The 12,109-nt window shown below is 74.0% G+C and carries 11 protein-coding genes; 3 read left to right on the forward strand and 8 right to left on the reverse strand.

Annotation, left to right across the window (positions count from 1 at the left end; translation table 11 throughout):
- Position 1 precedes the first annotated feature (1 nt).
- The 4 genes from ACFVQ3_RS02800 to ACFVQ3_RS02815 form a co-directional block, all read right to left on the reverse strand.
- Positions 2-703 carry a response regulator gene (locus ACFVQ3_RS02800; RefSeq protein ID WP_387635133.1) on the reverse strand — a complete coding sequence of 234 codons (702 nt, stop codon included), beginning with the start codon at positions 701-703 and terminating at the stop codon, positions 2-4.
- Complete coding sequence (locus ACFVQ3_RS02805) at positions 700-1,944, reverse strand: sensor histidine kinase (protein WP_387634809.1); 1,245 nt, start codon at positions 1,942-1,944, stop codon at positions 700-702. The genes ACFVQ3_RS02800 and ACFVQ3_RS02805 overlap by 4 nt, the downstream gene beginning before the upstream one ends.
- A 257-nt stretch (positions 1,945-2,201) precedes the next feature.
- Positions 2,202-2,927 carry a histone-like nucleoid-structuring protein Lsr2 gene (locus ACFVQ3_RS02810; RefSeq protein WP_387634812.1) on the reverse strand — a complete coding sequence of 242 codons (726 nt, stop codon included), beginning with the start codon at positions 2,925-2,927 and terminating at the stop codon, positions 2,202-2,204.
- A gap of 126 nt (positions 2,928-3,053) precedes the next feature.
- Positions 3,054-3,500, reverse strand: coding sequence for a hypothetical protein (locus ACFVQ3_RS02815; RefSeq protein WP_387634815.1), 447 nt, complete (start codon positions 3,498-3,500; stop codon positions 3,054-3,056).
- Between the two features lie 326 nt (positions 3,501-3,826).
- Here ACFVQ3_RS02815 and ACFVQ3_RS02820 point away from each other — a divergent pair, with 326 nt between their 5' ends.
- Positions 3,827-4,798, forward strand: coding sequence for a pentapeptide repeat-containing protein (locus tag ACFVQ3_RS02820; RefSeq protein WP_387634817.1), 972 nt, complete (start codon positions 3,827-3,829; stop codon positions 4,796-4,798).
- A gap of 88 nt (positions 4,799-4,886) precedes the next feature.
- Here ACFVQ3_RS02820 and ACFVQ3_RS02825 read toward each other — a convergent pair whose 3' ends face one another.
- Positions 4,887-5,066 carry a hypothetical protein gene (locus tag ACFVQ3_RS02825; protein ID WP_387634819.1) on the reverse strand — a complete coding sequence of 60 codons (180 nt, stop codon included), beginning with the start codon at positions 5,064-5,066 and terminating at the stop codon, positions 4,887-4,889.
- Positions 5,067-5,371: 305 nt separating this feature from the next.
- On the opposite strand from ACFVQ3_RS02825, the gene ACFVQ3_RS02830 reads away from it, so the two are divergent.
- Positions 5,372-6,175 carry a hypothetical protein gene (locus tag ACFVQ3_RS02830; RefSeq protein WP_387634822.1) on the forward strand — a complete coding sequence of 268 codons (804 nt, stop codon included), beginning with the start codon at positions 5,372-5,374 and terminating at the stop codon, positions 6,173-6,175.
- 140 nt (positions 6,176-6,315) lie between these two features.
- Here ACFVQ3_RS02830 and arfB read toward each other — a convergent pair whose 3' ends face one another.
- Positions 6,316-6,753 carry an alternative ribosome rescue aminoacyl-tRNA hydrolase ArfB gene (arfB, locus tag ACFVQ3_RS02835; RefSeq protein WP_387634825.1) on the reverse strand — a complete coding sequence of 146 codons (438 nt, stop codon included), beginning with the start codon at positions 6,751-6,753 and terminating at the stop codon, positions 6,316-6,318.
- 293 nt (positions 6,754-7,046) lie between these two features.
- On the opposite strand from arfB, the gene ACFVQ3_RS02840 reads away from it, so the two are divergent.
- Entirely contained in the window at positions 7,047-10,190 is a 3,144-nt protein-coding gene (locus ACFVQ3_RS02840) for a DUF5979 domain-containing protein (protein WP_387634828.1), read from the forward strand.
- A gap of 105 nt (positions 10,191-10,295) precedes the next feature.
- Here ACFVQ3_RS02840 and ACFVQ3_RS02845 read toward each other — a convergent pair whose 3' ends face one another.
- Both ACFVQ3_RS02845 and ACFVQ3_RS02850 read right to left on the reverse strand, forming a co-directional pair.
- Positions 10,296-10,934 (reverse strand): SRPBCC family protein, encoded by a 639-nt coding sequence (locus ACFVQ3_RS02845; RefSeq protein WP_387634831.1) that lies wholly within the window; start codon positions 10,932-10,934, stop codon positions 10,296-10,298.
- 221 nt (positions 10,935-11,155) lie between these two features.
- Positions 11,156-11,956 carry a class I SAM-dependent methyltransferase gene (locus tag ACFVQ3_RS02850; RefSeq protein WP_387634833.1) on the reverse strand — a complete coding sequence of 267 codons (801 nt, stop codon included), beginning with the start codon at positions 11,954-11,956 and terminating at the stop codon, positions 11,156-11,158.
- Positions 11,957-12,109 lie beyond the last annotated feature (153 nt).

The raw sequence follows: 12,109 nt of genomic DNA on the forward strand, positions 1-12,109 counted from the left end.
GCTACGCGAGCCCCGCGTCGTGCACGCAGATCGCGACCTGCACGCGGTTGTCGGCCCCGAGCTTGTCGAGCACGCGCCCCACGTGGGTCTTGACCGTCGCGACGCTCAGGAACAGGCTCGTCGCGATGTCCGCGTTGGACAGCCCGGTCCCGATCGCGACCGCGACCTCGAGCTCGCGCTCGGTCAGCCGTGCGAGGCGTGCCTTCGCGGCGGCCGCCCGGTCGTCGACGGGCTGACGCGCAACGGCCGTGATGAGCTGCTGCGTGACGGACGGCGACAGCATCGACCGGCCCTCCGCGACGAGCCGGACCGCCGCCACGAGCTCGGCGGGCGGCGTGTCCTTGAGCAGGAAGCCCGCCGCGCCCAGCCGCAGCGCGGTCAGCACCATGTCGTCGGCGTCGAACGTCGTCAGGACGATCACCTTGAGCGCAGGGTCGGCGGCGCGCGCGATCTCCAGGGCCGCAAGCCCGTCGCGGCGGGGCATGCGGATGTCCATGAGCACGACGTCGGGCCGGGTGCGCGCGATCTCCGAGACCGCGACGATCCCGTCGGACGCCTCGCCCACGATCTCGATCGCCCGGTCACCGCCCAGGATGAGGCGCAGTCCCGCGCGGACCAGCGTGTCGTCGTCGACCAGGACGACACGCAGGGGTGCATCCGTCGGCGCGGTCTCGGGGACGGCAGGAGTCGGAGGAGAGGTCAGGTCCACGGGAGCCACGCTCTCACGACGAAGCGGCCTGCCCCGTCGGGCCCCGCGGTCAGCTCGCCGCCCGTGAGGCGGGCGCGCTCGGCGAGCCCCGTCAGCCCCAGGCCCGACGGCGGCGCACCGGACGGGCAGGCCCCGTCGCCGTCGTCGGGCACGCGGACCGCGACGAGCGGGTTGGTGACCCGCACCGTGAGCCCCTCCCCCGGGGCGCCGTCGATCTCGACACGGACCGGCTCGCCCGGCGCGTGCTTGCGGGCGTTCGTCAGGGACTCCTGCAGGATGCGGTACGCGCTCCGGCTCACCTGGTCGCCCAGCCCGGCGAGGTGCTCGGCAGCGACCGGGGAGACCTCGCACGCGACCGGGTCCGCGCCCTCGGGCCCCTGGGCCTCGGCCAGCAGGTCGGGCAGTGCGGCGAGCGTCGGCTGCGGACGCTCGGGGGCACCGCCCGGGACGTCGGTCTCGCGCAGGACCCCGAGGACCTCGCGCAGCTCGGTCATCGCGAGGTGCGCGTTGTCGCGGATCACGCCCGCCGCCGCCGCCGTCTCCTCGGGCGTGAGGTCCGTGCGATACGCGAGCGCGCCCGAGTGCATCGCGACGAGCGAGATGCGGTGCGCCAGGACGTCGTGCATCTCGCGCGCGATCCGGGTGCGCTCGGTCGAGCGTGCCTGGTCGACGCGCGCGGCCTGCTCACGCTCGGCCGTCACCGCCCGCACACGCCAGGACTCTGCGAGGTCGCGACGGTTCCCGATCGAGACGCCGATCGCGACGACCAGGCCGTACAGGAGCGCCCCGACGACGACCCACACCCACCACGGCGTCTCGGTCCACTCGGGGACCATCGAGCGGAAGAAGGCCTCGTTCGCCAGGCCGGACGCCATGTAGACGACCCCGACGCCCGCGATCTCGCGCCACCGTCGACGCGTCGCGAGCGAGATCAGCGCGATCACGACAGCACCCGCGCCGAAGCTCGTGAACCCGCCGACCACCGCCATGAGGAGCGCCACCGTGAGCGGCGCCGCACGGACCGCGGGGAGGAGCACCAGCGCCACCACGCCGAGCAGGAGGTCGAGGAGGAAGATCGCGCCCCACTGCTCGAAGGTCGCCCCCTGGGGATCCTCCGACGTCAGGATCGCGTTGGCGAGGTACAGCAGGGCACCGGACCCGAAGGCGGCCCCCAGCCGCCAGGTCAGGTCGAAGGCCGAGTAGGGCACGTAGCGGATCGGTGGAGCAGGAGGCATGCGGCGAGACTATGCGGGCGGGCGGGCGGTGCACATCGACAGTCGGGACGACCCGGGGTCACCCCAAAGGATCAGGTCGCCGGTCGGGCGCGGGCTCCTGCGGGCCCGGGCCCGGGCTCGTGCCGGCCCGCTCGTGCCGGGCACGGGCTCCCCTGCCTGGGCTCCTGCAGGCACGACGACGGCGGCGCCCCCGGAATCGGGTCCGGGTGCGCCGCCGTCGCGGGGCCGGTCCGTGGACCGGCGGGGGATGCTGGGCGTCAGTCCGCTGCGGGGGCCTCGCCGTTCGCCGCGCGGTACGCGGTGAGGACGGCCTTGGGCAGGCGGCCCTTGGGGCTCACCGTGTGGCCGTTCGCGAGAGCCCAGGTGCGGATCTCGGCGGTCGTCTCGCCCGGCAGGAGGTAGCCGGTGCTCTTCGGGGCGGTGGTCGCCTGGGGAGCGGCCTCCGCGGGGGCGGCGGGTGCGGCGGGCTCGACGACCTCTGCCACGATCTCGACCTCAGCGGCGGCAGCTGCAGCGGCGGGCTCTACGACCGCGGCAGCGGCGGGCTCGGCGGGCTCGACGGCAGCGGCGGGCTCGACGGCGGCGGCGGGCTCAGGCGCGGGCTCCTGCTCGATGGCCTCGGCAACGAGCTCGGCCTCCACGACCTCGGCTTCGGCCTCGACGTCGGGCTGGGCCTCGGCCTCGGGCTCGGCGACCTCGATCGCCGCGACCGTCGCGACCGTCGCGACCGGCTCCCGCTCGACGACTGCGGACGCCTCGGCCTTCGGTGCGTCCTCCGGCTCCAGGACGGCGATCGCGACGGGCGTCGTCGCAGGCTCGGCCGCGGCAGCAGGAGCGACCGGCGCCGTCGTGCGAGCCGGCGCGTGCGCCGGAGTGGTGTCGGCAGCGGTCTTCTGGGTGGCGTCGAACAGGGACGCGACGCTCACCACCGGTGCGGCCTCCGTCTTCTTCCGACGACCCTTGAACCAGCTCAGCAAACCCATGACGACCTCTCGGCGAACGGTGCGCACACCGGTCGACGTGCGCGCGGCAACTCTTTCACATCTCGGACAACCGCCGGTAGGCCGCCCATGGCCGGCTCACCGACCGCCAGGGCCCACGATCGTGCACTACTTCCCGAACCCCTGGCCGGTCGGCATCGTCACGTCGCACGTCACGGGAGCGCCCGGTGTCGCCGAGGTGGCCTCGACCAGCACGGCCTCGTTGGTGCGCCCGACGTCCTTGACGACGCGGCACGACGCCGTGCCCTCACCAGCGGGGGTCGCCTCGACCCGGGCCGGCTGTCCGGCGGCCACGACCGCCTCGGTCGTGAAGGGCGACCCGACCGGACCGGGCTCGCTCTGCTCGACCGACGCCCCCGTTCGGTCGCCCGCGGGGGCCTGCGTCCAGACGACCGCCTCGACCCCGGTGTCCGACGTGACCTCGTACGTGAGGAAGTACGAGTCGATCGGCCGGTCGACGATCGCGGTGCGCACCGCCAGGAACCCCACCACGAGGAGGGCGATGCCCAGGATCGAGCCGATGACGACGAGGACAGGACCGACCTTGCTCTGCACAGCACACTCCGACTGGTCTGCGGCCGCCGCGGGGTGCGCGGGGCCGGTGGGACGGACGCCGGGTACGGCACCGTCGGGACGCACCGCGGCGTCTCCGGTCCGTGGGACGGGGCGAGCGGTGCGCTGCTCCCACGCTAGGTGTGCCGACCGGGGCCCGCATCGCCCGCTCGGGCGAGGTGCAGGCGGGGTTCCGTGCGGGCGCGTCGGCACTGCGACGTACCGGCATCGCCCGCAGGGTGAGAACCGGACAGCCGGAACTCGCTCGACTCCCGGGGCGCGCACGCGGTGTACTGGAGACCAGCCCTGCCCGCCCTGCCAGGAGTCCCATGCCGTCGTCCCCCTCGAGTCCCGCCACGGAACGTGAACGCCTCGGCCTGCACGCCGACTGCGCGGCCTGCTTCGGCCTGTGCTGCGTGGCGCTGGCGTTCACGCGCTCCGCGGACTTCCCGATCGACAAGGACGCGGGCGACCCCTGCCGCAACCTGCGGCCCGACCACCGGTGCGGCATCCACCCGGAGCTCCGCGAGCGAGGGTTCGTGGGGTGCACGGTCTACGACTGCTTCGGCGCGGGGCAGAAGATCTCCCGGGTCACGTTCGCGGGGCAGGACTGGCGCGAGCACCCCGAGGTGCGGTCGTCGATGTTCGCGCTGCTGCCCGTGCTGCGGCACGTCCACGAGCTGCTCTGGTATCTCACCGAGGCCGTGGCGCTGAGCACAGGTCGCGCGGGCCCGGCCGGCCAGGCCGACCACGACCCGTCCCTGACCTCCGAGCTCCGTGCCGCCGTGGCCCGGGTCGAGCACCTCTCGCTCGGCTCCCCGCAGGACCTGCTCGCGCAGGACCTCGACGCCCTGCGCGGCGGCGTGAACCCGCTCCTGCTCCGTGCGAGCGAAGGGGCTCGCGCTCGCTCGCCGCACCAGCCCCGCGGCCGACGCGCCGATCACCGAGGAGCCGACCTGGTCGGGAGACGGCTGGCCCGCGCCGACCTGCGCGGCGCGAGCCTGCGCGGCACCCTGCTCGTCGGGGCGGACCTGCGCGGCGCGGACCTGCGCAGCGCCGACCTCGTCGGTGCCGACCTGCGAGGGGCCGACCTGAGCGGCGCGAACCTCACCGACGCGCTGTTCCTCACCCAGGCCCAGGTCAACGCGGCCCGCGGCGACACGACAACCCGCCTGCCCGACGGGCTCGTGCACCCCGGGCACTGGACCGCCGCCCCGACGGACGCCGCTCCCGCGCCCGGCCCGCACGGTCGGCGCCCGCGCGGTGACCACCCACGCAGGGCGGCCCGGCCGCGGCGGTGAGCTGCGCCGTCGGGCGGGCAGGTGCGCGGGCGGGCGCACGACGCACGAAGGGGCGGCCCCAGCGGGACCGCCCCTCCTGACGCCCGGCTCAGCCGTTGAGCTTCTTGGCCTGCTCGGCGACCGTGTCGACGTGCTTGTCGACCGAGTCCGACGTGCGGCCCTTGACCAGGTCCGCGACCTGGTCGATGCGCTCGTCCGTCAGGGCCTCCTTGGCCTTCTCTACGAACCCGCCCAGGCCGCCCAGGGCGCCACCCTTCGACTCGCTCATGTCCTCGTCCTTCCGTCGGCTCCCGGCACCGGTCGGTACCGGGTCACTGCGTATCCTGCCCCGGGCCGGCCGTCCGCTGCGCACGGGGGCGGGTGAAGCGTCACGGTACGAGCACGATCCGCGTGCCCGACGGCGGCACGCGCCAGGTCGATGCTCGCACCGTGGAGGAGGGTCGGCATCCGCGGCCGGGCAGAAGATCATCCTTCCGGGGGACAGGTCCCCATTGCAGAACGCCCGCCCAGCCCGGAGAGTGGAGGCGTGGCCCCACGCCACCACACCCCACCACTCTTGAGGGAGCCTTCTTCGTGCGTCTCGTCCGCGGTATCGCCGTCCTGTCCGTCGCCTCCGTCGGGGTCCTCGGCCTCGCCGCCTGCTCGTCGGGTACCGACACCCCCGCGTCCTCCCCGTCCGCGACGTCCGAGGCGGAGAAGGCCCCCGCGAAGGACTCGTCGTCAGACCTCACTGCCGAGAACTTCGTGCAGCGCATCACCGACGCGCAGCTCGCGGCGGGCAGCGTGACCATGGCGACCTCGACCTCGGTCGAGGGCACCAGCATGGACATGACCGGCGACGTCGTCTTCACGGACGGCTCGCAGAACCTCGCCATGACCATGACCGTCCCGGGCTCGGGCGAGATGCAGATCCGCTTCGTCGACGGCGTCTTCTACATGAACCTGGGCGAGCTCAGCCAGAACAAGTTCGTCGCGATCGACCCCGCCGACGAGTCCAACCCCATGGCGTCCCAGTTCGAGGGCCTCACCGAGCAGATGGACCCCACGGCGAGCGTCGAGGCGCTCGACGGCGCGATCACGAGCGTCGAGAAGGCCGGCGACCCCGTGGACGTCGACGGCGTGAAGGCTCAGCCCTACACGGTCGTGGTCGACACCACCAAGCTCACGGGCTCGATGGCGGAGCAGGCCGAGGCCGCGGGCGCCGCTCTCCCCGAGACGCTGACGTACCAGTACTGGATCGACGGTGACGACCTCATGCGCAAGGTCGTCATGGACGTCATGGGGACGAGCATGGAGATGACGTTCTCCCACTGGGGCGAGGACCTGCAGGTCGTCGCGCCGTCGGCCGAGGAGATCTCGACCGAGCCGCTCTTCTGATCCGCACCTCTCCCGGGCTCTGAGCCCGACGAACGACGGCGGCGCGCCGGTCCACGGACCGGTGCGCCGCCGTCGTGCTGTCCCGGCCGCCCGAGGAACCGTGAGGTGGGCGCGCCGGCGCGCTCCGCCGTCGGGAACCGTCAGTCCGTGGGGCGGCGGCGCATCTGCTTGGTCGTGGTCCGCTGCTTCTTGGCGGCGAGGCGCCGTTCCTGCGAGCCGCGCGTGGGGCGGGTCGCACGCCGTTGCCGCGCGGGCGGGGCGAGCCCGTCGGCGACGAGCGCCGCGAGCCTCGTCCTCGCGGCGGCCCGGTTGCGGAGCTGCTCGCGGTGCTCCGAGGCCGTCACCGTGAGCACTCCCCCGACGAGCCTCTTGTCGAGGCGCTCGGTGAGGCGCACGCGCTGCGCGTCGTCCAGGACGGCGGACGCCTCGACGTCCCACGACAGCTCGACGCGCGAGTCCGTGGTGTTGACGCCCTGCCCGCCCGGGCCGGAGGCGCGCGAGAACCGCCAGGTGAGCTCGGCGTCCGGGATCGTCAGCGCGGGGCTCACCACGAGACCTCGGTGCGGGGCGGTGGGCACCGGACCATCATCTCGCGTCGGCGGGGCGCGGCGGGCTCGGCGGGGCGCGGCGGGCTCGGCGGGGCGCGGCGGCGCTCGGCGGGGCGCCGCGCGGCTCGGTGAGGCGGGCGCGACGGGGGCGCGACGTGCGGTCGCGGGACGACAGCGCCCCGGACTGGTACGTACGTCTAGGTCTGTGACCGGTATCACCGGAATGCTGCGTCATGTCCGTGTACGGGCGTTGTCTCCCCCAGAGTGCCCCGACCCGCAGGGCACGCCGCGGCACCGCCGCGCGACGAGAGGACCCGTGAGACGTGACTGCCCTGCCCGACCGGAGGACGCGCACCGGACGACGATCGCCCGTCGCCTTCCTGCTGACCCTCCTCCTCGCGCTCGCCTCGGTGCTGACCACGGGATCTCTCGCCCACGCGGCGACGGGGACCCCGATCTCGGTCGACAGCATCTCGTTCAGCACGCAAGAGCTCGCCGACGGCAGCACCCAGGAGCTCACCGTGCGGTGGAGCGTCCCCGGCGAGGCGGCGAACCCCGTCAGCGTGACCGTCGACCTGCCCGCAGGACTCACCGGGCACGCGGACCGGTTCGCGATGATCTCGCCCGACGGCGACCCCGCCGGGGAGTGCGTCGTCGGTGCCACGACCATCACCTGCACCGTCGACCCCGCGTACGTCGACGGGCACGAGGTCGCCATGAGCGGGGAGTTCACCGTCCGGGCCGACGTCTGGCTCGAGAACCTCGAGACCGTCGAGCACGTGTTCGACTTCGGCACCGTCGACGGCCCCGTCACCGTGACCGTCACCCCGAACCCCGACCGCTGCACGGAGAGCTGCACCTACCAGGGGCAGCACCAGGGCAAGTGGGGCTGGTACGACAACCTCACCGACACGATCACCTGGACGGTGTCGGTCCCCGCACCGGCCGACGGCATGCCCGCGGGCCTCGACGTCGTCGTCGAGGACGTGCTCGACCCCACCGCCTACGAGCTCCTCGGCACGCCGACCGTCTACGAGGGCCGGTCCACGAGCTACGACCGGCTCGGCCGCGAGCAGGCCGACCTCCAGGTCAAGGCGCCCGCCGACGTCACCGTCTCCCCGGACGGGCTCCGGGTCGAGTTCACCTCGGTGGCCGGCGCCGCAGGCGAGTCCCTCCCCGCAGGCCACACGGGCCTGACCGGGTCGGTGTACCGCGTCGAGTGGACGGTCCGCGCCCTCGACGAGGGCAAGGCCACCACGTACGCGAACACCGCCAGGTACACGATCGAGGGTGACGTCACGCACGTCGTCACGGGCCAGGCCACGCGCTGGTCGGGCTCCGGCACCGTCGTCGGCCGCAACTTCGGCAAGCTCCAGCTCACCAAGGAGCTCCACGGAGACACGACCCTGACCTCGGCGTTCAGCGTGCGCTACACCGCGCTGCTCGACGGCCAGGTCACCGACGAGCGCACCGTCGAGCTGCGCGCCGGCCAGACCTTCCTGACCGACGAGCTGTTCAAGGGCACCACGGTCCGCCTCGAGGAGATCACGCCCACCGGGCCGACGAACGTCACCTGGGCCGACCCCGTCTTCGTCCAGCCGGACGGCACCACCTCCGAACGCCTCGAGCTGACCTTCGGAGCCGACCGGTCGAACCTCGGTGGCGTCACCGAGATCCGCCTGGTCAACCGGGCGACCCTCGCCCGCGCAGGCGTCCAGGCCCACAAGGTCGTCGTCAACGACGACGGCCTCCGCCTCCCCCAGGACCTGTCGTTCACCCTCGCCTACGCCTGGGACGCCGTCCCCGGCCGCGGCATCGGGGCCGGCAGCGGTCGCGTGGCCCTGCCCGCGACGGGTGACCGGGTCGCGATCCCCGACCTCCCCGTCGGGGCGACCGTCCGCTTCACCGAGCCCGCCCCGACGAAGGTCCCTGGCGGCACCTGGTCGACGCCCGCCGTGTCGCCCTCCGAGGTGCTCGTGACCGACACGAGCGGCACGGTGGACGTGACCGTCACCAACACCCTGACGCGCGACCTCGGCGCGTTCAGCGTCACCAAGCACCTCGCGGGGGACGCGGCCGGGCTCGTCACCGACCCCACGTTCACCGTCCGGTGGTCCTACCCCGCCGACCCCTCCCAGGGCATCGACGAGCCGGGCGCCGGCGAGGTGACCGTCACGGCGGGCGAGCCCGCGGTCGTGGTCGACCAGGTGCCTGCGGGCGCCCGCGTCACGCTCACGGAGGTCCTCGACGAGGTCGAGGGCGGCACCTGGGGCGAGCCGACGTTCAGCGAGCAGACGTTCACCGTGATCAAGGACGACGTGGTGGCCGTCGACCTCGACAACGTCATCACGCTGGACGCAGGGTTCGTCTCGGTCCGCAAGGCGATCGAGGGGACGGGCGCCGGGCTCGTGCCCTCGAGCGACACGTTCGTCGTGCGCTACACGTACCCCGCGGGCACGGGCTTCGCCGCGGGCGACGGCCTGCTCGTCGTGCCGGCCGACGGCGAGGCCGTCACGAGCGGCCCGCTGCCCTACGGCGCGGTCCTGACGCTCTCCGAGCTCGCCCCGGCCGACGTCGCAGGAGCGACCTGGGGCGAGGTGGGCACCTTCTCGCCCGCGGCCGTCACGATCGGCGACGGGACCACGAGCGAGGTCACGCTCACGAACGCGATCACGCGGGACGTGGGCGCGTTCGCGCTCACCAAGCGAGTCGAGGGGTCGGGGGCCGCGCTCGTCGCCCCCGAGGACGAGTACACGTTCACCTACTCCTACCCCGCCGGGGACACCTGGTCGGCCCTCGCGCCGACGACGGTCTCGGTGCCGGGCGACGGCACCACCGTGACGGTCCGCGACATCCCCGCCGGGGCCGTGGTCACGGTCGGCGAGAGCTCGCCCGGGGCCGTCGAGGGCGGCACCTGGTCGGCCCCGACGTACGGGGCGGCGAACAGCTTCGTCGTCACGAAGGGCTCGACCTACGCTCTCGACGTCGTCAACTCGATCGAGCGGACGACCGGGTACCTCTCGGTGCGCAAGGACGTCGTCGGTACCGGAGCGCACCTCCTGCCCGCCGACGCCGAGTTCGTCGTGCGCTACACCTACCCCGCGGGTGACGGCTTCGCGGCGGGCGAGGGCACCGTGGTCGTCGCGGCCGACGGCGTTCCGGTCGTCAGCGAGCCCCTCCCCTACGGCGCCCTCGTGACGCTCGTCGAGGAGTCGCCCGCACCGGTCGACGGCGCCGCCTGGACCGGGGCCGTCCTCAGCACCGAGCAGGTCCGCGTCGGCGACGGCACCGTGGTCGGGGTCGTCGTGACCAACACGCTCGCCACGGACCCGGCGCGCCCGGGCCCGGGCATCGACCGGCTGTCCAACACCGGTGCCACCGTGCCCCTCGCCCTCCTCGCGGGCGCGGTGCTCCTCGTCGCGGGCGGTACGGCGCTGCGGGTCGCCGCGAGGCGTCGCCGGTCGTGACGCGCTGAGCGCCCCCGCCCGTGCCGGCCGGCGACGGGCGGGGGGCATCGCTGGAGGTGAGCGGCGCCGTCGGGCAGGTTCTCCCGCCCGACGGCGCCGCTCGCCTCACGCGGCCTTCTCGCCCACGCGGCCCTCGGCCCGGTCGCGGATACCGCGCAGCATGCGCGCGCTCATGAGGAAGCTGACGGGCTGGACCGGCTCGACGACCGCCCCGGACCACCAGCGCGTGTAGCCGTAGCGCTCGCGCACGACGAGGCGCGTGGCGCCGTCGGCGACGGGGTTCAGCACGAACGACCAGGTGAAGTCGTACGGCGGGGCCGACGCGCCGACCGGGACGGCTCCCCGCAGCACGAGGTGCCGCTCGGGGACCATCGCGGCGACGCGCAGCGCGACGTCGGGGTGGAGCCGCACGTCGTCGCCGACCGCGAGACGCTGCCACCTGGGCTCGATGCGGTCGGCGTTCTCGATGTCGCAGCCGACGAGGTTCTCGAGCCACTCGTAGCTGTAGAACCCTCCGCGCCCCTGGCCGAGCTGCACGACCCACTTCCACACCTCGCGCGGCGGGGCGTCGATGGTCACGGCGCGGGTCGAGATCGCGTCGGCGCACGGGACGATCTCGTCACCCGCGAGCGGCGCGGACTGCTCGCCGTCGCGGGTCCCCCAGGTCATGGTCATGCGTCGGGTCAGGAGCAGTGCTCCGACCAGGAACGCCGCGGCGGCGGTCCGTCGTACGAGCGGTCTCATGGCAGTCTCCTCCGTCGTGGGACCTCGGCCTGTCTCGATCGTCGCACCTTCCGGTGCAGAAACGGCGGCGCTTGTGACAGATTGCACAAGCGTGTCGGGGTGTGGTCCCCCGAGCGCGAGGTCCGTCGAGCGGCGGTCTCGTCGAGTGTGCAGTTCGGGCTGTCCATGGCCCCCGGGGACAGCCCGAAGTGCACACTCGACGCGGCAGGTGGCGCGATCCCTCAGGCCACGCTGCCGAACGCCAGGAAGTGCGGGCTCGCGGCGATCAGCGCCGGGTCCGACTCGAGCAGGCGCGCCGCCCGGATCGCCGAGCCCAGCAGGGGCTCTGCCTCGTCCAGCGGCAGGTTGTCGAGCGCCGGGGCGCTCGGTCCCTCGACGCCGTAGACCGCGACCGCCCCCAGCCCTGCCTCCTCGAGCTCCCGTGCGAGCTCGTCCGGGCCGTGGAAGTACGCGGTCGTGAAGCCGGACCGTGGGTCGTGGAGACCCGTCTCGACCGCGCGCCGCAGCGACGGCTCCGTCTCGTCCGAGACCTCCCCCACGGCAGCGAGCTCCAGGAGCCCCGCGTACCGGCTGATCGCAGCGGCGACCACGACGCCGCCGCTGCGCGCCACACGGGCCGCCTCGCGCAGCGCGAGCAACCGGTCGGGCCGGTCCGTGAGGTGGTAGAGCGGCCCCAGCACGAGCACCGCGTCCGCCGACGACTCCTCGAAGGGCAGCGCCCGCGCGTCCCCGACCTGCGCCCGCACCCCCGGGATCTCCGCCGCCCGGGCCACGTGCGACGGTACGGGGTCGACCAGGTCGACGTCGTACCCGCCGTCGGCGAGCCAGGCCGCGTGCACCCCCGTCGCGCCGCCGACGTCCACGACCCTGGCAGGGGCCGCCGGGAGGAACCTGCTCAGGAGCTCGCGCGTGCGCAGCAGCTCGAGGCGACCGTGGGCCGTCGCATGGAGGCGACGCTCCTCGCGGTAGCGGTCGGTGTAGAAGTCGAGGATCTCGGGGTCAAGCGCTGGTCCGGTGCTCACGCCGACATCCTGCCGCCGGAACCCCTGGTCGTCGAGTGTGCAGTTCGGGCTGCTGGTGGGCGCTCTGGACCGCCCGAACAGAAAAACCGCCGCGGGGCGGCCGGCGCGGGGCGGCCCCCCAGGGCACCGCCTCAGACGCCGGGGGGACGAGTG

It is taken from the genome of Oerskovia sp. NPDC057915, from assembly GCF_042887685.1.
GTDB lineage: Bacteria > Actinomycetota > Actinomycetes > Actinomycetales > Cellulomonadaceae > Oerskovia.